Source organism: Halorubrum rutilum, assembly GCF_024494565.1.
Genome location: NZ_JANHDN010000002.1, coordinates 297,801 through 314,941 on the forward strand (window position 1 = coordinate 297,801; position 17,141 = coordinate 314,941).

At 70.3% G+C, this 17,141-nt stretch carries 18 protein-coding genes; 5 read left to right on the forward strand and 13 right to left on the reverse strand.

Annotation, left to right across the window (positions count from 1 at the left end):
• Window positions 1-35: 35 nt before the first annotated feature.
• Window positions 36-503: a peroxiredoxin gene (locus tag NO900_RS04975; protein WP_256408117.1), complete on the forward strand. Its 468-nt coding sequence runs from the start codon at window positions 36-38 to the stop codon at window positions 501-503.
• A 513-nt stretch (window positions 504-1,016) separates the two neighbouring features.
• Here NO900_RS04975 and NO900_RS04980 read toward each other — a convergent pair.
• The 3 genes from NO900_RS04980 to NO900_RS04990 all read right to left on the reverse strand — a co-directional run bounded on the left by NO900_RS04980 (window position 1,017) and on the right by NO900_RS04990 (window position 4,456).
• Entirely contained in the window at window positions 1,017-1,943 is a 927-nt protein-coding gene (locus NO900_RS04980) for a DMT family transporter (protein WP_256408118.1), read from the reverse strand.
• A 117-nt stretch (window positions 1,944-2,060) separates the two neighbouring features.
• Entirely contained in the window at window positions 2,061-3,107 is a 1,047-nt protein-coding gene (gene idsA3 / locus NO900_RS04985) for a geranylfarnesyl diphosphate synthase (protein ID WP_256408119.1), read from the reverse strand.
• On the reverse strand, window positions 3,104-4,456 hold the full coding sequence (locus tag NO900_RS04990) for a ribonuclease J (protein WP_256408120.1): 1,353 nt from the start codon (window positions 4,454-4,456) through the stop codon (window positions 3,104-3,106). Before NO900_RS04990 ends, idsA3 begins: the two co-directional genes overlap by 4 nt.
• 392 nt (window positions 4,457-4,848) lie before the next feature.
• On the opposite strand from NO900_RS04990, the gene NO900_RS04995 reads away from it, so the two are divergent.
• From NO900_RS04995 to NO900_RS05005, 3 genes are all read left to right on the forward strand, one after another.
• Complete coding sequence (locus NO900_RS04995; protein WP_256408121.1) at window positions 4,849-5,091, forward strand: LSM domain-containing protein; 243 nt, start codon at window positions 4,849-4,851, stop codon at window positions 5,089-5,091.
• Window positions 5,088-5,264, forward strand: coding sequence for a 50S ribosomal protein L37e (locus NO900_RS05000; protein ID WP_094523663.1), 177 nt, complete (start codon window positions 5,088-5,090; stop codon window positions 5,262-5,264). The genes NO900_RS04995 and NO900_RS05000 overlap by 4 nt, the downstream gene beginning before the upstream one ends.
• A gap of 195 nt (window positions 5,265-5,459) precedes the next feature.
• Entirely contained in the window at window positions 5,460-6,494 is a 1,035-nt protein-coding gene (locus NO900_RS05005) for an MsnO8 family LLM class oxidoreductase (protein WP_256408122.1), read from the forward strand.
• Between the two features lie 391 nt (window positions 6,495-6,885).
• On the opposite strand, the gene NO900_RS05010 is transcribed toward NO900_RS05005, so the two are convergent.
• Genes NO900_RS05010 through NO900_RS05025 form a run of 4 tightly spaced genes read right to left on the reverse strand, consistent with a single transcriptional unit; the run spans window position 6,886 to window position 10,995 of the window.
• Entirely contained in the window at window positions 6,886-7,980 is a 1,095-nt protein-coding gene (locus NO900_RS05010; RefSeq protein WP_256408123.1) for a deoxyhypusine synthase, read from the reverse strand.
• Window positions 7,981-8,019: 39 nt separating this feature from the next.
• A complete protein-coding gene (locus tag NO900_RS05015; protein WP_256408124.1) occupies window positions 8,020-8,304 on the reverse strand; it encodes a ubiquitin-like small modifier protein 1 in 285 nt (94 codons plus the stop codon).
• Between the two features lie 22 nt (window positions 8,305-8,326).
• Complete coding sequence (locus NO900_RS05020) at window positions 8,327-9,694, reverse strand: DUF8167 domain-containing protein (protein ID WP_256408125.1); 1,368 nt, start codon at window positions 9,692-9,694, stop codon at window positions 8,327-8,329.
• A complete protein-coding gene (locus NO900_RS05025) occupies window positions 9,691-10,995 on the reverse strand; it encodes a potassium channel family protein (RefSeq protein ID WP_256408126.1) in 1,305 nt (434 codons plus the stop codon). Before NO900_RS05025 ends, NO900_RS05020 begins: the two co-directional genes overlap by 4 nt.
• Before the next feature lie 132 nt (window positions 10,996-11,127).
• On the opposite strand from NO900_RS05025, the gene NO900_RS05030 reads away from it, so the two are divergent.
• Entirely contained in the window at window positions 11,128-12,303 is a 1,176-nt protein-coding gene (locus tag NO900_RS05030; RefSeq protein ID WP_256408127.1) for an NAD-binding protein, read from the forward strand.
• A gap of 42 nt (window positions 12,304-12,345) precedes the next feature.
• Here NO900_RS05030 and NO900_RS05035 read toward each other — a convergent pair whose 3' ends face one another.
• The 6 genes from NO900_RS05035 to sdhC form a co-directional block, all read right to left on the reverse strand.
• Window positions 12,346-12,981 (reverse strand): uracil-DNA glycosylase, encoded by a 636-nt coding sequence (locus NO900_RS05035; protein ID WP_256408128.1) that lies wholly within the window; start codon window positions 12,979-12,981, stop codon window positions 12,346-12,348.
• Window positions 12,982-13,064: 83 nt separating this feature from the next.
• Window positions 13,065-13,292, reverse strand: a complete 228-nt coding sequence (locus NO900_RS05040; protein WP_256408129.1) for a helix-turn-helix domain-containing protein — start codon at window positions 13,290-13,292, stop codon at window positions 13,065-13,067.
• 235 nt (window positions 13,293-13,527) lie between these two features.
• Window positions 13,528-15,357 carry an FAD-binding protein gene (locus NO900_RS05045; protein ID WP_256408130.1) on the reverse strand — a complete coding sequence of 610 codons (1,830 nt, stop codon included), beginning with the start codon at window positions 15,355-15,357 and terminating at the stop codon, window positions 13,528-13,530.
• A 53-nt stretch (window positions 15,358-15,410) separates the two neighbouring features.
• A complete protein-coding gene (locus tag NO900_RS05050) occupies window positions 15,411-16,301 on the reverse strand; it encodes a succinate dehydrogenase/fumarate reductase iron-sulfur subunit (protein WP_256408131.1) in 891 nt (296 codons plus the stop codon).
• A 7-nt stretch (window positions 16,302-16,308) separates the two neighbouring features.
• A complete protein-coding gene (locus NO900_RS05055; RefSeq protein ID WP_256408132.1) occupies window positions 16,309-16,680 on the reverse strand; it encodes a succinate dehydrogenase/fumarate reductase transmembrane subunit in 372 nt (123 codons plus the stop codon).
• Between the two features lies 1 nt (window position 16,681).
• Entirely contained in the window at window positions 16,682-17,107 is a 426-nt protein-coding gene (sdhC, locus tag NO900_RS05060; protein WP_092566405.1) for a succinate dehydrogenase, cytochrome b556 subunit, read from the reverse strand.
• Window positions 17,108-17,141 lie beyond the last annotated feature (34 nt).

The window sequence follows — 17,141 nt, forward strand, 5'->3', positions numbered from 1 at the left end:
GAACGCCATAAGACGCGGCCGATCCGACGGGAGGTATGCTCGAACCGGGCGATCCCGCACCCCCGATCACGCTGTCCGACCAGCGCGGCGAGACCGTCGCGGTCGACCCCGCCGCCGCGCGGTACACGGTCGTCTACTTCTACCCCCGCGCCGACACGCCGGGCTGTACCGCCGAGGCGTGCGGGTTCCGCGACGAGTGGGACGCCTTCGAGGGGGCCGACGTCGCGGTCGTCGGGATCAGCGACGACCCGCCCGAGGACCTGAAGCCGTTCGCCGAGAAGCACGACCTCCCGTTCACGCTGCTCTCCGACCCGGACGGCGAGGTCGCGAGCGCGTACGACTCCTACGGCGAGAAGCAGATGTTCGGCAACGCCTTCGACGGCGTGTTCCGGAACACGTACGTCCTCGACGACGAGGGGATCGTCGTCCTCGCGTACGAGGGCGTCTCCCCCGAGGACCACGGGGTCGAGATCGTCGAGGATATCGCCGCGCTGGAGGACTGACGCGGCGACAGCGACGATTCTAAATAAAGAGCGGTGCGGTGGCGCGTGCCGACAAGCGCCCGAAGGGCGCGAGTCGCACGCGCGAGGGAGTCAGTCGCCCGAAGCGACGCGGAGGGCGACTGACGAGGCTGGGGAGGCGTGAGGCTGCGGTGCGGTTGCGGTTGGGTGGACTCAAAGGGGCAGCCGCGAGGACGAAGCCCGGTGCAGTAAGCACTGGAAGGAGCGAACGAAGTGAGCGACTGAAGCGCGCAGCAAGCCGCGCGAGTCCTCGCGGCTGGGGCTTTGGCGGTGTTCGCTGTTGATCCGGTATCCGTCATTTATAAACAGGAGGCTGTGACTTCAGAGGTGGATTCTGTCGATTCGGTGCTGATAACGTATGAATGAGCGGCTCGGTCCCCGGAAACAGTCTACACAGCGTCACCGCCCACGTATAAACAACCGACAGCAACGCCCCGAGTCGACATATAACTCCCAGCACCGGAAGCCTCGTTCACTACTCCGACCATCAATACGTCAGAATAAACCGCCGACCCGCGAGAGCAGCCGCGGCACCTCGTCGGCGATGGCGTGCCGCTTCAGCAGCGCGAACCCGGCGACGATGACGGCGAAGCCGGCGACGGTCAGGGGCGTCACGGGCTCGGAGAGCAGGACCGCGCCGGCGACGGTGGCGACGACCGGGACGACGTAGGAGACCAGGTTGATCTCGAACGCGCCCAGCCGGTCGAGCAGCGTGAAGTAGATGGTGTACGCGACCGCCGAGGAGAGCACGCCGAGGAACAGCAGCGCCCCGACGGCCGGGAGCTCCGCGACCGGGAGCTGCTGGGGCTCGCCCAGTCCGACGCTGAGCCCGTGGATCAGCAGGGCGCCGAACAGCATCGCCCACCCCGTGAGCGCGATGCTTGAGAAGCTCGTCTCGACGGTCCGGAGCCCGACGCTGCCGACCGCGACCGCGAGCACGCCGATCGAGATGAGTCCGACGCCGATCGTGACCCCGCCGGCGAGGTTCGCGGGGTCCGGCTGGGCGACGAGCCCGACGCCGACGAACGCGAGCACCACGCCGAACGCGCCGCGGGCGTCGAGGTCGGAGCCGCCGACCCAGGCGGCCGCGACCGCGGCGGTCGCGATCGGCACGAGGCTGTAGGTGATCGAGGCGATGCCGCTCGTCGTGTACTGCTGGCCGACGAACAGCAGCGAGTTGTTGGCGGCGACGGAGAGCCCGCCGCTGAACCCGATCGCGGCGAGGTCGCCGCGGGTGCGCGGGAGCGGCTCCGACTCGGTCAGGAGGACGTACGAGACCAGCACCAGCGCCGCCACGTCGAACCGGAAGGCGGCGTACAGCACGGGCGGGTAGTAGTCGAGCCCGACCTCGATGGCGACGAAGGAGCCGCCCCACAGCGAGGCGAGCGCGAAGAACAGGGCGACGTCTCGATACCGGGACACACGGGGAGGAGGGCGACCGGGGATAAAGCGGTGTCCGTTGCGGACGACGCCGCCGGATCGGGCGCGTCGCCCGGACCTGCGCGGGCGCGTCGCCGACCGCTCGCCCTCCCGGCCCGCTCAGTAGCCGCGGACGATCAGGTAGTCCGCGAGGTCTTCGAGCAGGCCCCGCGAGCCGCTCTCGGGGAGCCGTTCGAGGTGTTCCTTCGACCGCGCGGTGAGGTCCTCGGCCGTCTCGCGGGCGTACGCGATGGAGCCGGCCTCCTCCAAGGCGGCCACGGCGTCCTCGATGGCCGACTCCGTGACCTCGGCCGGGGTGTCGGCGTCGACGAGCCCGTCGACGTCGACGCCCTCCTGACGCGCGTGGAGGGTGATGAGCGTCTCTTTCCCCTCGACGAGGTCCGAGCCGCGCTGCTTGCCGAGCTCCTCGGAGGAAACGGTGAGGTCGAGCACGTCGTCCTGGATCTGGAACGCCCGTCCCGAGTCGATCCCGTACCGGTAGAGCGCGTCGACGGTCTCGTCGTCGGCGCCGAGCAGGACGGCCGGCGTCGCGGCCGACGCGCCGTAGAGGACCGCGGTCTTCAGCTCGACCATCTCCAAGTACTCCTCGGGCAGGATGTCGTCGCGGGACTCGAACGAGACGTCGAGCGCCTGCCCCTCGCAGATCTCCGTGCAGGTGGACGCGAGCATGCGCATCGCCTCCAGCCCGTTCGCGGGGGCCGCGCCCGTCTCCGTCATGAACTCGAACGCCTTCGAGTAGAGGGTGTCGCCGGCGAGGATCGCCGTCGACGTGTCGTACTGCTCGTGGACGGCGGGGACGCCGCGCCGGAGCTCGTCCTCGTCCATGATGTCGTCGTGGATGAGGGTGAACGACTGGATCACCTCGATGGCGACCGCCGCGCGCATCACGTCGACCTCGGTCCCGTCGAGGCCGGGGAACTCGCGGAAGTCGGCGCCCATCGGCTCGGTGCCCGTGACCGCCTCGGCCGCGAGCGTCGCCACCGTCGGCCGGAGCCGCTTCCCGCCCGCTTCGAGGATGTACCGCGTCGCCTCGTAGAGGCGTTCCGGGTGCTGTACCGGCAGCTCCTCGTCGATAGCGGCGTTGACCAGGTCACGCCGCTCGCGGATGGCGTCCAGCACCCGCGCCTCCTTCGTCCCGTTCGTCATTCGACGAGCTGGACGACGCTCCCGTTCTGCGTGACGTGGATGTCACGGCCGAGCTTGTACCCCTGCGAGGTGGCGAGGTTCACGTACGGCGAGCGACCCTCCAGCGTCTGGTGGCCCGGGATGAGGTGCTGGGGCTGGAGCGCCTGCAGCATCTCGTAGTGGCCCTCCTCGCGGAGGTGGCCGGAGACGTGGATGTCGTCGTAGAGGCGCGCGCCCTGCATCCGGAGGAGCTGCTCGCTCTGGTAGCGCTGGCCCTCGTTCGTCGGCTCCGGGATGACGCTGGCGCTGAAGACGACCTTGTCGCCGTCGTCGATCTCGTACGGGGTCTCGCCGCGTCCCATGCGGGTGAGCATCGCGCGCGGCTCGCCCTGGTGGCCCGTCACGATGGGGAGGAAGTTCCCCTTCCCCTCCTTCATGATCCGCTTGAACGCGCGGTCGACGGACTTCCGGTGGCCGTACATGCCGACGTCGCCCTGGAAGTCGACGAAGTCGAGCCGCTCCGCGGTGCCGGAGTACTTCTCCATCGATCGCCCGAGCAGGACCGGCTGACGGCCGATCTCGCGGGCGTACTCGACGAGCGTCTTCACGCGGGCGATGTGGGAGGAGAACGTCGTGGCGACGATCCCGCCCGAGTAGTCTTCCATCGAGGTCAGCGTGTCCTCGACGTGCTTCTTGGCGTACGACTCGGAGGGGGTCCGGCCCTTCCGGCCGGCGTTTGTGCAGTCCTCGATGTAACAGAGGACGCCCTCGTCCTGGCGGCCGATCTCGCGGAAGCGGTCCATGTCGATCGGGTCCCCGATGACGGGGGTGTGATCCAGGCGCTTGTCGAGGCCGTAGACGATCGCGCCCTCGGGCGTGTGGAGGACCGGGTTGATCGCGTCGATGATCGAGTGGGTGACGTTGACGAACTCCATCTCGACCTGCTCGGAGTCGCCGATGGCCATCGTCCCGCCCGCCTTCATCTTCACGAGGTCGTTGTCGACCTGGAACTTCCCCTCGTCGGCGATCTGCTGTTTGACGAGCTCGATCGTGTACGGGGAGCCGACGACCGGGGCGTCGTACCGGTGGGCGAGCTTCGGGATGCCCGCGATGTGGTCGAGGTGGCCGTGGGTGGGGACGATCGCTTGGACGTCGCCCTCCAGCTCGCTCATGACGCGGTCGTCCGGGATCGCGCCCATGTCGATCAGGTCGAGGCTGTGCATGCTCTCGGTCTCCACGTTGTCGTGGATGAGGACCTTACTGAGGTTCAGGCCCATGTCGAAGATGACGATGTCGTCGCCCGCGCGGACCGCCGTCATCTGTCGACCGACCTCTTCGTAACCGCCGAGTGTCGCAATTTCGATTTCCATGGTTTTGTATATCGAACGCCTGTCCGGCGTCCATCACTGAAACCCCGCAAGGAGCCGTCAGCGCTTCGTCCGACCGCGCGTCGTTGAGGCCCCGCTACGGCCGAGCCGGCGTCGGCTCACCGTGTCCCGCGGGAGTGTGGTATCCCGAGATACAGGTGCCCGTCTTAAAAACACCGGGGTTCGGGCTCCGCCGAGCCGGCCGGTAACACGGCGGTCACCGGCCGCTCACGGCCGCGTGCGCGGGGCGTTACCTCCGATCCGTCGCGCTCGGACCCCTCCGCTCGTCCGCTCCCCGTCGCCCTCGCGTCTCTCCACCCGACGGCTCGGACCTCTCTCCCCGTCGCCCTCGCGTCCCGGTATTTTTATTGCTGCGACGAGAGTCGACACGTACAATGAGTGGACGACCCCTCGACGTGCTCGAAGCGTCGCTGGAGGAGCCGGTGACGGTGCACCTGAAGGACGGGACGACCTACTACGGGACCCTGGCCGGCTACGACCAGCACATGAACGTCGTCATCGAACCGGAGGACGACGTGAGCGACCGCGTCGACGGCGATCTCGACGGGGAGTTCGCCGTCGCGATCGAAGACACAACGATTATACGCGGCGATAACGTCGTCACCATCAAAGCATGACCGGCTCCGGAACGCCCTCTCAGGGGAAGAAGAACAAGACGGTTCACGTGAAGTGCCGCCGCTGCGGCGAGAAGTCCTACCACGTCAAGAAGGAGCGCTGCTCCTCCTGCGGCTTCGGGAAGTCCGCGAAGCGCCGCGACTACGCGTGGCAGTCGAAGACCGGCGACAACTGACGACGCTCTCTCTGATCTCTCGTTTCCTCCGATCCCCGTAGCGGCCGCTCTGCTCGGACCTCGCGATCTCACCGCGTCGTCCGAATCCCCGACGGTTCCGCCGTCGCCCGAACCCCCATAGTTCCGCCGTCGACCGAACCCCCATAGTTCCGCCGTCGACCGAACGCTTACCACCGGGGGTCGCCGAGCGCGGACATGGACCTCTCCGTCGTCGACCTCTCGCCGGTCCCCGCGGACGGGACCGCCGCCGACGCCTTCGCGAACACCGTCGCGGCCGCCGAGCAGGCGGAGCGACTCGGCTACTCGCGGTTCTGGGTCGCCGAGCACCACGGCCGGACCGACCGCCTCGCGGGGACGACCCCGGAGGTGCTGCTCGGGCGGCTCGCGGCGGCGACCGACGAGATCCGGCTCGGCAGCGGGGCCGTCCTCCTCAACCGCTACAGCCCGTTCAAGGTCGCCGAGGCGTTCGGCACGCTCGACGGGCTCGCGCCCGGGCGCGTCGACATCGGCGTCGGTCGGGCGAACGGCCCGCCGGCCGCGGACCGCGCGCTCGGGACCGACCGCCGCGTCGAGAACCCGGACGAGGACCACGAGGAGCGGATCCGCGCGCTCGTGAGCCACCTCTACGACGACTACCCGGACGGGCACGAGTACGCCGACCTCGGGGTCCCGCGCTCGGGGGACGGCCCACCGGTCCCGTGGGTGCTCGGATCGAGCCCGGCCAGCGGCGAGATCGCCGGCAAGCTCGGGCTCCGTTACTGCTTCGCCGGCTTCATCCGCCCGGGGTTCGCGGAGCGCGCCTTCGCCGCCTACCGCGAGGCGTTCGAGCCCGACGCGCTCCCCGGCGGCCCCGACGAGCCGACCGGGATGGTCGCGGTCAACGCGGTCGCCGCCGAGACCGACGAAGCCGCGGCGCGTCGCCGCGCGCCCGCGGAGGCGACGTTCAGGCGCATGCGGCGCGGCGAGCTCGGCGACTCGACGCCGAGCGTGGAGGCGGCGATCGACGAGCTCGGCGGCGTTCCGGAGCCGACGCCCGCGACGCTCGACGCCGACGAGTGGCCGCGGTCGGTCTCCGGGAGCCCGGAGACGATCGCGGGGGTGTTAGCGCAGTTGGCCGACCGCGTCGGCGTCGACGAGGTGATGATCCAGCACGCGGTGCCGGACCACGGGGACGCGCTGGCGTCGCACGCGCTACTTGCCGAGGCGATGGACCTAGACTCGCGTGCTTAGTTGGGTGTCGATTCGAGGCGTACTCTCGGTCCCGCGACTATTCTTTTATAAATGGTTGCTTACGGATCGACGGTGAACGCCTCCAAAGCCCCAGCCGCGAGGACGGCGCACGCTCGCTGCGCGCTTCAGTCGCTCACTTCGTTCGCTCCCTCTAGTGCTTGCTTCGCCTGCGCCGTCCTCGCGGCTGCCCCTTTGAGTCCCACCCGACCGCACAGCGACCGCACCTCACGCCTCCCCAGCCTCGCGGCTCACGGCTCGCGGCTTCGCCGCTCGCGTTCGCCGCGTCCCTCGCGCGTGCTCCTCGCGGTCGCCGACGGCGACCGCTCGGAGGCACGCGCCACCGCACCCGCTATTTATAAACGATGACGCGGACGGAACCGCACCGGGAACCCTATTCCACGCGCTCGCGGGCCGCCGCGATCAGCATCGGCAGCATGACGGTCGCGTCGCCGTAGACGGAGGCGTTGCGCGCGTCCTTCTCCAGTTTCCCCCACGACCGGGCCTCGTCGAGCGTGGCGCCGGAGAGCCCGCCGGTCGCCTCCGGGTCCATCGTGATCTGGACCGCGTAATCGTACGCGCGGGGCGTGACGAGCATCGTCTGCAGGGTGAAGTTCTTCGGGACGCCGCCGCCGACGAGCAGGCAGCCCGCGTCGTCGGCCTCGAACGCGAGGTCGGTCAGCTCCGTCATGTCGGCGAGCGCGTCGAGCGTGAAGTCGGCCGTCTGCGCGTACATCCACGCCTGGAGCCCGAGGACCGAGTCCTGCACGGCGGGGCAGTAGATCGGGACGTCGCAGTCGTAGGCCGCGGCGGCGACGCCGGGGTCCTCGGCCACGTCGTCGCGCTCGTTGACCGCGGCGTTCGCGCGGCCGAGCTCGCGGGTGAGGTCGGCGATGGAGACGGCGTCGTCGCCCTCGGCGTCCGGATCGGCCTCCAGCGCCGGGAACACCTCCTCGCGGAGGTGCCCCTCGAACGCGGCGAAGTGCTCCTGCGGTAGGTAGACGTTGTAGATGCGGTCGACGCCCTCGTCGCGGAGCCCCTCGTCGTGCTCGCGGAGGCTCTTCTCGGGGTCGTGGGTCCGGCCGTGGTGGTGTTTCCCGCCGATCGCCTCGATCGCGTCGTGGGTGAGGTTCGCGCCCGTCGTCACGAGGGCGTCGACGTAGCCGTCGCGGATCAGGTCCGAGACGATCCGGCGCATCCCGGCGGGCACCATCGCGCCCGCCAGCGAGAGGAAGACGGTGCAGTCCTCGTTCGCGAACATCTCCGCGAGCACGTCGCCCGCCTCGTTGACCGACGCCGCGCCGATCCCGGCGTCGCCGTACCCCTCGACGAGCTGGCCGACCGTCATGTCCGCCGTCGCGCGCGTGTGCCCGACCGGGTCCTCGTGGAACTCCTCGCGGTGGGGGTCGTCGCGCTCGTCGTCGCCCTCGTCGCCGTGTCCCTCGCCGTCGTCGGCTCTCTCACCGTCGTGCTCGTCGCCGTCGCTCATGTCGGGTGATGCGGCGGGCGACCGTTTGAAACGACCGATCTACCGCTCGGTCGACCCCCCGCTCACCGGCGGGAACAGCGCCAGCTCGTCGCCCGCCTCCAGCGTCGTCTCCAGCCCCTCGTCGTCGCGGACGCTCCGCCCGTTCCGGAGGACGTTGATGTGGTCGGCCACCGCCCCGTCGTCGAGCACGCGGTCCCGGAGGTCGGGGTGCGCGTCGAGGAGGGCGTCGAGCGCGTCCCCGACCGTGTCGCCGGGCGACGCCTCCACCTCGACTGCGCGGCCGCCGGCGATCTCGGCGAGGTCCGCGAACAGCTTCCACTCCATACGTGAGCCCCGCACGGACGCCTCAAGAGCGTTGCGTCCCGTCCTCCGATCCGGCGTCGACGTCGGCGTCGCCGGATTCAGGATCGCCGGACTCGGGGTCGGCGTCACCCGGTGCGGCGTCGCCGTCGCCGGACTCGGGCGACGGGGTGACCGTCGACGGGTCCGCGCGCTCGCCGGCGGCGTCGCCCTCGAACCGGCGGAGCGCGTCGGGGCGACCGACCAGGTACACCAGGTCGCCGGCGGCGAAGGCGTACGACCGCGGCGGGATCGGCTGGACCGAGCCCGCCTCGGGCCGGACGGCGGCGACGACGACCTCGACCTCGCCCACGGTGCTCCCGGCGAGGGCGCTCCCGGCGCCGACCGCGATCGCGGCCATCGTCTCGTCGGCGTTCCGGAGCAGCGAGGCGAACTCCCGGTCGGCCTGCGGCTCCGCCGGCAGCGTCACGATCCGGTACGACCCCTCCTCGGCGAGCCGCTCCGCGTCGGACTCGTCGAGGACGACGGTGGCCGCGTCGCCGGCGACGCCCCGGAGCTCGCCGGTGGCGACCCGCTTCGGTTCCGGGTCGGTCCGCCACAGCTGGACCGCGTCGCCGGCGGTCGCGTTGTTCGGCGGGTCTGCGGCCACGGCGACCGCGGCCGACCCCGGCGCGAGCGTCGGGCCGAGCCCCGCCGCGCGGGAGCCCACCGCGAAGTACTCGACCCCGCCGTCGCCGGTGACGTCGACGTCGACGTAGCCGACGCCGTGATCGCCTTTCACGCGGGCGACGAGCCGCTCGCGGAGCTCCTCGCCGGAGAGCTTCCGCGCGAACAGCAGCGTCTTCCCGGCCATCTCGGCCTTCTTCTCCGGCGACACCGGGTCGTAGGTGTCCATGTCCTCGATCTCCTCCGCCGGCGGGAGCGTGACGGCGGTGAACCGCCCGACCGCCCGAACGATCCCGGACAGCTCCCCCTCCAGCTGCCTGGCGCCCGAGAGCGCGAACACGTCGACCGCGAGCCGGTCCCCGGCGTACCGACCGCCGGGAGCGGTGACCGCCGCGACGCCCAGCGAGACGACGTTGAAGAAGACGCTCCCCGGTTCGAGCAGCGCCGGGCTGTCCCCGACCGCGATGGCGCCCAGCGAGGTGGTGTTGAGGTACAGTGCGACGACGGAGACGCCGAGCAGGACCGTGACTCCCTCGGGGATCTCGTCGCGGAAGTACCAGCGGTACGTCAGCGCCGCCGACCCCGCGATCAGGACCGACAGGACCGCGAACGTGACGAGCGTGACCGCCGCCTGCCGCGGCCGCGCGAAGCCGACGTCGACCGCGGGCGCCGCGACCGCGACGAGGGGACCCGCGGGATCGCCGAGCCCCGCGGCGACCGGCGCGATCGCCCCCGCGGTCGCGGTCATCTCGCGACCTCCGCGAACCGGTCGAGCGCGTCTCGGCTCCCCACGACGAACAGCTGGTCCTCGGCCGAGAGGGGCTGCGAGCCGCTCGGCGCGATCGTCCACGAGTCGTGGCGCGCCGCGAGGACGGCGACGTCGTACGCCTCCCGGACGCCGACCTCGCCGATGGTGTGGCCGTCGAGGGCCCCACCGGGGACGACGGACACCTTTCGGAACCGCTTCCCCGTCCGCCGCAGCAGCGTCGTCAGCTCGTACTCCCGGCGCGTGCCGCGGGAGAGGACGAGGACCCGGCCGCGGGCCGCGCGGAGGAGCGCCGTCGCCCGCGACCGGTCGACGGCGACCGTCACCCGCCCCTCCCCGCCGGTCGTCGTCGGCGCGCTCGCGACCGGCGGGGCCGGCGGGCCCGCCTCCGACGCGCTACCGCCGTCGGTCCTGGCGTCGCCGTCCCCGCGGGGTTCGGAGTCGCTCCGCTCGCTCCCGTCGACCGCGTCGCCCTCCGAGCCGCCGGCCGCCGGCGTCGACGCCCCCGGCTCCGGCTTCCCGCTCGTCCGGGCGGCCAGCACCGTCCCGTCCACGCTGAGGTCGGACGCGATCACCCGCACGACGTCGCCGCGGGCGATCCCGGTGGGAACGAGCGCGGGCACCGACACCGCGCGCTTCCCCTGCGGGACCCGCTTCGACAGCGCGCCGGTCGGCGGGGCGGCGGCCACCGTCGCGTTGGCGCGCTCGTCGATCCGCACGGCGACGTCCGCCAGGTCGAGCTCGGTCCGGAGCCGCTCGGCGAAGCGGTCCTCCAGCTCGGCGAGCGGGAGGTCGGCCGGGAAGATCCACTCGCCGTCGACGATCGCGCGGCGCGTCTCAGACGGTAGCGGCGGGTACCCCTCCATGTCGTTCACCTCGCCGGGGATCTCGACGGTGACCCGCCCGCGACCGCCGACCAGCTCGACGACGTCAGTCGAGAGGGTCCGGTCGCGGAGCTGCTGGAGCGAGAGCCGTTTCGGAACGCTGGCGCCCAGCGTGTCGCCCTTGGCGTGCGCGTACAGCGAGATCATCAGGACGACCACGATGGCCGTGAGGATCGCCGGCGCGCGCTCCGACGACCGGATCGTCTCGTCGTTGAGCGCGAGCAGCCCGCCGTTGATGCCGGCGATCGCGAGCGCGAGGACGACGACCCCGAGCCCCGGGATCGTCACCCCGGTGACGTACTTGAACACGAAGCCGAGCACCCCAGAGACCAGCGCGGGGACGATCCCCGTGATGATCCCGAGGTAGATCCCGAAGACGATCTCGACCGGCAGTGACATACGCCTCACACTCGGCGGGGCGTTTAAACGCCTGTCGGCGGGGCGGTCGCGTCGTGGTCGCCGTCGGAGCGACCCTCCGCGGCGCCGCCCCGCCCTCGCGGGGTTTAAGTTCGGCGTCGGCGACGGGCCGGTATGGAGCTGACCCGTGACTGGGTGACCGTGCGGGCGTCGATCGCCCTGACGTTCGCCGTCGCGATTCTCTCCATCCTCGCCGGCCTGGCGCAGATCGGCGGACTCGGGGTCGACGGACCTCTCGCCCCGTACGTGGGCGGCGTCGTCCGGCAGACGGTCGGGTTCACCGGGACCATCACCGGCTTCGCGATGTTCGCGAGCGGGTTCGCGCTGAGGAACGGGTACCGCGTCGGGTGGTACTCGACGGCGGTGCTCCTCCCGCTGACGGCGCTTCAGGGGCTGTTACAGGCGTCCGTGCTGTCGTTCCCGCTCGTGGCGCTGTCGATCCTCTCCGCGCCGACGCTGGTGATCAACCGCGGGCGGTTCGACCGCCGGTTCAGCCCCTCACCGACGCAGCTGGCGGCCGGCGCGGCGCTCGTCGGGGCGGTCGCGTACGGAACGGTCGGCTCGTACGCCCTCAGAGACCAGTTCGAGGGCATCGAGACGATCGTCGACGCGTTCTACTTCACGGTCGTCACGGCCTCGACCGTGGGGTACGGCGACGTCCACCCGGCGACCGGTCCCGCCTCCGACATCGCGCAGCTGTTCGCGCTCTCCTCGCTCGTGGTGAACGTCGCCGCCTTCGCGGTGGCGCTCGGGGTCCTCCTCACGCCCGCCATCGAGGCGCAGCTCTCCAAGGCGCTCGGAAAGATGACCGACAGACAGATCGACCTCCTCGACGACCACGTCCTCGTGCTCGGCTACGGGGACCTGACGGAACCGATTCTCGAAGAGCTCGCCGCCCGCGACGGCGTCGAGTACGCGGTGGTGACCCCCGACGAGACCGCCGCCAGGCGGCTCGCCGACCGCGACGTCGCGGTGTACACCGCGGACCCCAGCGACGTGGAGCCGCTCGAACGGGTCAACCTCGGCGGGGCCCGCGCCGTCGTCGCCGCGACCGAGGACGACGCGCGCGACGCGCTCGCCATCCTCACCGCCCGCCAGCTCAACCCCGACGTCCGGATCGTCGCGGCGGTGACCCAGCGGGAGAACGTCGACAAGCTCCGCCGCGCCGGCGCCGACCAGGTGATCTCGCCGTCGACGCTCGGCGGGCACATCCTCGTCGACTGCGCGTTCGGCGCGGACAGCAAAGAGGCGACCGAGGGGATCCTCGACGACGTCGACCTCGACGGCTGACGCCGGCCCGCGGTCCGTCCGCCGGGGTCCGACCGCCGGCTCTCACCGGCTCTGCCGCCCCTTCGTCTGCCGGTAGTCCCGGCTCAACACGTTCTCGCGCATGTGCTCGCGGAACGTGTCGGCCTCGGCGTCGGTCATCGACGCGGGCTCCTTCATCGGCACCAGCTCGAACCCGCGGCCGCGGATCGTCGTCGCGTGTTCGGCGTCGACGTCGAAGGAGTCCGGCCGGCGCGTCGTGTACTCGACCGCGAGCTCGCGGAGCGGGCGGTCCCCGACGGGGACGATGATCTGCGGGTTGATCATCCGGATCTCCGCGTTGAGGAACGGCTCGCAGGTGTCGACCTCGCGGTCGGTCGGCTCGCGCTCCGGGTGTCGACAGCGCGTCAGGCTCGTGAGAAACAGGTTCTGGACGTCCGGCTCCGTCGCGTCCGGCGGCGACCGCACGAACCCGAGGTCGCCGAATATCGACTGGACCCGTTCGCCGCCGCCCGCTCCGGTGAACGGGACGCCGTTCGCCTCGGCGGCCGCCGTCGGCCCGGTCCCGACGACGAGGAACTCGGCGCCCACGTCGCCGTACCCGTGGACGACGCGCTCCCGCGCGTCGCACAGCTCGGGACAGTTCTCGCACGCCGCGTCCATCCCGAACGGGTTCCGGAACTCCTCTTGGTTCGCGTCCACGGGCGTACTCCGCCCCCCGAGCCCCTAAACGCTCCGCCGGCGAGGTCGCGGGGTCGGCGTCGAGAACGGTCCCGGCGAGCGCGTCAGTTCAGCGCGTAGGTGTCGCCGTCGCAGTCGACCATCCCCTCCCGCTTGAGGGTCTTCAGGATGCTGTACAGCGAGATTTTCTTCATGCCGAGCGACTCGCCCATCTCCGAGACGGTGGCGTCGCCGTTCGTGGTCAGGTACAGGTACACGAGCTTCGCGCGGGGCGACTGCAGCTCCGGCGGCAGGGCCGGCGCCGCGGTGCGTGCGGTCTTCGTCTCTATCATCTTGTTCGAAGCGTTGAGTTCGACGATAATAAACCCCCTATACAACGATCGTCGAAAAGGCGCGAAGCGGTCGAGAGCGGGAGCGACTCGCGCGAAACGCGGCGAACCGGCGACCGCGAGTTCGGCGTCGGGGCGGAACCGGCTCCCGATCGCTCCGGTCGTTTCGACCGACGACGCATACGGGACCGCGCCGAGGCGGTTCCCGTCGGACCGGGCCCGCGTCGCGGTCGGCGGCTCAGTACGAGCGGCTCTTCGGCTCGTACGTCTTGTTCTCGCCTTCGAGGATGGCCGGCTTGTACCAGAGCTCGGGCTCCCCGTCGTTCCACGAGACGAGCGTGTGCTTCAGCCAGTTCTCGTCTTTCCGCTCTTGGTGTTCCTTCCGCCAGTGGGCGCCGCGGAACTCCTCGCGGGCGAGCGCGCCCATCGTGAGCGCCTCGGCGATGTCGAGGATGTTCCGCGTCTCCATCGTGTGGATCAGGTCGGTGTTGAACGTCCGGGACGGGTCGGAGACGGCGACGTCCTCGTACGCCTCGCGCGCCTCGCGGAGGTCGTCGAGCGTCTCTTCGAGCCGGCCCTCCTCGCGGAACACGTTGACGTTGGCGGTCATCGTCTCCTGGACCTGCGAGCGGATCTCGGCGTGGTTGCGGCCCCGCCGCGAGAGCAGCGCGTCGACGCGGTCCTTGGCCCGGTCGACCGCGGCGCCGAGCACGCTGTCGGCGTCCGTCGCCACCGCGCCGCCGTCGGCCGCGGCGGGCCCCTGGCCGCCCGTCTCGCCGACCTCGACCCCGAACTCGTAGTCGGCGGGCTCCCACTCGCCCTCCTTCCCGGTCGGGATCTCGGCCTCGCCCATGTCCTCGCCGGCGGCGTGCCGACCGGCGCGCTTGCCGAAGACGATGAGCTCGGGGAGCGCGTTGCCGCCGAGGCGGTTCGCGCCGTGGACGGAGGCGCAGGCGCACTCGCCGGCGGCGTACAGCCCGTCGATGACGGTCTCGCCGTGCTCGTTCGTCTCGATGCCGCCCATCGCGTAGTGCTGCCCGGGCTTGACCGGCATCGGCTCCGTCAGCCCGTCGGCGCCCTCGAAGTCCTCCGCGAGGTGGAGGATGTTCTCCAGCCGGTCGAGGATGCGCTCCTCGCCGAGGTGGCGCATGTCGAGGTGGACGTACTCGTCCTCAATGCCGCGCCCCTCGTTGACCTCGGTGAGCTCGGCGCGGGAGACCACGTCGCGGGAGGCGAGCTCGCCGTCGTTGTTCGCGTAGCCGTGCTCGAACATGAACCGCTCGCCCTCGCTGTTGTAGAGGATGCCGCCCTCGCCGCGGACGCCCTCGGAGATGAGGACGCCTGTCGACGGCAGCGTCGTCGGGTGGAACTGGATGAACTCCATGTCCTCCATCGGGACGCCCGCGCGGTACGCCATCGCGACGCCGTCGCCGGTGTTCGCGACCGCGTTGGTGGTGTGGTCGAACACCTGGCCCATCCCGCCGGTCGCGAGGATGACGCCGTCGTCGGCGCGGAAGCCGCTGACCTCGCCGCTCTGGATGTCGTAGGCGACGACGCCGTGGCAGGTGCGGTCGGCCGGGTCCGGTTCGTCGGTGACGGCCAGGTCCATCACGTGCCACTCGTCGTACACGGTGACGCCGCGTTTGACCACCTGCTCGTACATCGTGTGGAGCATCTGGTGGCCGGTCTCGGCGCCGGCGTACGTCGTCCGGGGGAACGAGAGCCCGCCGAACGGGCGCTGGGAGACCCGGCCGTCCTCCTCGCGGGAGAACGGCATCCCCCAGTGTTCGAGCTGGATGACCTCCTCGGGGCTCTCCTGACAGAGGGCCTCGACCGCCGGCGCGTCGCCGAGGTAGTCCGACCCCTTCATGGTGTCGTACGCGTGGTCCTGCCAGGAGTCGGCGTCGCGCAGCGCCGCGTTGATCCCGCCCTCGGCCGCGCCCGTGTGCGAGCGGACCGGGTGGAGCTTCGAGACGATGGCCACGTCGGCCCCGGCTTCCTGTGCCGCGATCGCCGCCCGGAGCCCCGCCCCCCCGGCGCCGACAACGATGACGTCGTGTTCGTGCATTGTTGGTATGGTAATCGGTTGGATCTGGAGTGACTTAGGGGTGTCTCCCGTCGCTACCAGAACTTCAGGTTGTTCTTGACGGCCTCGCGCTTCAGCTCCTGGATGTGCTCTGTGAGCGGGATGTCCTTCGGGCACACCTCGGTACAGGAGAACTGGGTCTGACACCGCCAGACGCCGTGCTCCTGTTCGATGATCTCCAGCCGCTTCTGCTTGATGTCCTCGCCCTCGCGCTCGTCCATGGCGAACCGGTACGCCTTGTTGATCGCGGCGGGACCGAGGTACTCGTTGTCGCCGGCGGCGATGTTACACGAGGACATGCAGGCGCCGCACCAGATGCACCGCGTCGACATCTTCACCTTCTCGCGGTTCTCCCGCGTCTGGCGCTGCTCCTCCAGCTCGCCGTCGGGGTATTCGTTCGTCTGGAAGTAGGGCTCGACCGCCTCCATCTGGTCGTAGAAGTGCTCCATGTCGACGACGAGGTCCTTCTCGACCTCGGCGTGCGGGAGCGGCTCGACGCGGATCGGCTCCTCTAAGTCGACGATCTGGGTCTTACACGCCAGCTTCTGGCCGCCGTTGACGAACATGGCGTCCGAGCCGCACACCGCCTGCCGGCAGGAGTGGCGGAACGTGAGCGAGGAGTCGTAGTTGTCCCGCGAGTACATCAGCGCGTCGAGGACGGTCATCCCCTTGGTGAACGGGACGTGGAACGTGTCGAACCGGGGCTCCTGTTTCCCCTCGATCTCGGGGTCGTACCGGAACACCTTCAGCTCGATCGTGTCCTCGTCGGCCGCGGCCTTCTCGGCCTCTTCGGCCTGCCGGCGGGCGCGCTCCTCCGCGGCCCGGCGGCGCTTCTCGGTCCGCCGCTCGTCGCCCTTCGAGGCGACGTCGGCCTCGGTCTCGGTCTCGCTCGATTCCTCGGTCTGCTTGGGTATCTGTGTGCTCATGGTCGGTTCAGTAGAGTCCGATTCCGGCCCACGCGTTCGCGGTGCGCACGCCCTGCACGATCAGGACGACGCTCGCGGCGACGAGGGTCCACTTGATGACGGTGCGTTTCGTGCCGGTGAGCCCCTGATTGACGAGGGCGTTGTAGACGCCGTTGACCCCGTGGAACGTCGCGGTCACGAGGAAGAGGATCATCAGCGAGTAGTAGCTCAGGTTCTCCATCCGCGCCGAGCTGGCGAGGAACGAGACCTCGTCCGCGTGGTGGACGAAGTGGAGCAGGAAGAAGTGGAACGCTAACACGACGAGCAGGAACGCCGCCGTGACCCGCTGGAGCAGCCACATCCGCCCGCCCGACTGGAACGAGGAGTAGCGCTCGGCCATCTCAGAACGCCCCCGCGATGAACGTCGGCACCGACGCGACGGTGATCGCTCCGGTCAGGATCAGCGACGCGTAGAAGCTCTTGTTCTGCGACTCCAGACCGACGCCGAGGTCGACGAGGAGGAGCCGGGTCCCGTTGAGCATGTGGAAGACGGCCACCGCCAGCAGCCCGACTTCGAGGAGCCGCACTAAGAGCAGGCTCTCGAGGCTGACGATCGTCTGGGTGTACACGTCCTCTCCCGCCATGATCGCGGCCTCGCTCGCGCCCGCCGCCGGGATACCGGTGCTCAACACGGCGATGTGGGTGAACAGGTAGCCGATGAGCACCCACCCCGTGAACTTATGGAAGATCCAGGCCCACATCCCCGCCTCGAACTCCCGCCACCGGCTGAAGTCCTCGATGAGGCCTCGATTGTACGACTGACTCATGTCTAACGGTTCCGTACTGGGGTCGTATAGTAGT

Coding starts and splice junctions, on each gene's coding strand:
- NO900_RS04975 (WP_256408117.1), top strand. CDS start 36: ATGCTCGAACCGGGCGATCCCGCACCCCCGATCACGCTGTCCGACCAG.
- idsA3 (WP_256408119.1), bottom strand. CDS start 3,107: ATGACGAACGGGACGAAGGAGGCGCGGGTGCTGGACGCCATCCGCGAG.
- NO900_RS04990 (WP_256408120.1), bottom strand. CDS start 4,456: ATGGAAATCGAAATTGCGACACTCGGCGGTTACGAAGAGGTCGGTCGA.
- NO900_RS04995 (WP_256408121.1), top strand. CDS start 4,849: ATGAGTGGACGACCCCTCGACGTGCTCGAAGCGTCGCTGGAGGAGCCG.
- NO900_RS05000 (WP_094523663.1), top strand. CDS start 5,088: ATGACCGGCTCCGGAACGCCCTCTCAGGGGAAGAAGAACAAGACGGTT.
- NO900_RS05005 (WP_256408122.1), top strand. CDS start 5,460: ATGGACCTCTCCGTCGTCGACCTCTCGCCGGTCCCCGCGGACGGGACC.
- NO900_RS05010 (WP_256408123.1), bottom strand. CDS start 7,980: ATGAGCGACGGCGACGAGCACGACGGTGAGAGAGCCGACGACGGCGAG.
- NO900_RS05015 (WP_256408124.1), bottom strand. CDS start 8,304: ATGGAGTGGAAGCTGTTCGCGGACCTCGCCGAGATCGCCGGCGGCCGC.
- NO900_RS05020 (WP_256408125.1), bottom strand. CDS start 9,694: ATGACCGCGACCGCGGGGGCGATCGCGCCGGTCGCCGCGGGGCTCGGC.
- NO900_RS05025 (WP_256408126.1), bottom strand. CDS start 10,995: ATGTCACTGCCGGTCGAGATCGTCTTCGGGATCTACCTCGGGATCATC.
- NO900_RS05030 (WP_256408127.1), top strand. CDS start 11,128: ATGGAGCTGACCCGTGACTGGGTGACCGTGCGGGCGTCGATCGCCCTG.
- NO900_RS05040 (WP_256408129.1), bottom strand. CDS start 13,292: ATGATAGAGACGAAGACCGCACGCACCGCGGCGCCGGCCCTGCCGCCG.
- NO900_RS05045 (WP_256408130.1), bottom strand. CDS start 15,357: ATGCACGAACACGACGTCATCGTTGTCGGCGCCGGGGGGGCGGGGCTC.
- NO900_RS05050 (WP_256408131.1), bottom strand. CDS start 16,301: ATGAGCACACAGATACCCAAGCAGACCGAGGAATCGAGCGAGACCGAG.
- NO900_RS05055 (WP_256408132.1), bottom strand. CDS start 16,680: ATGGCCGAGCGCTACTCCTCGTTCCAGTCGGGCGGGCGGATGTGGCTG.
- sdhC (WP_092566405.1), bottom strand. CDS start 17,107: ATGAGTCAGTCGTACAATCGAGGCCTCATCGAGGACTTCAGCCGGTGG.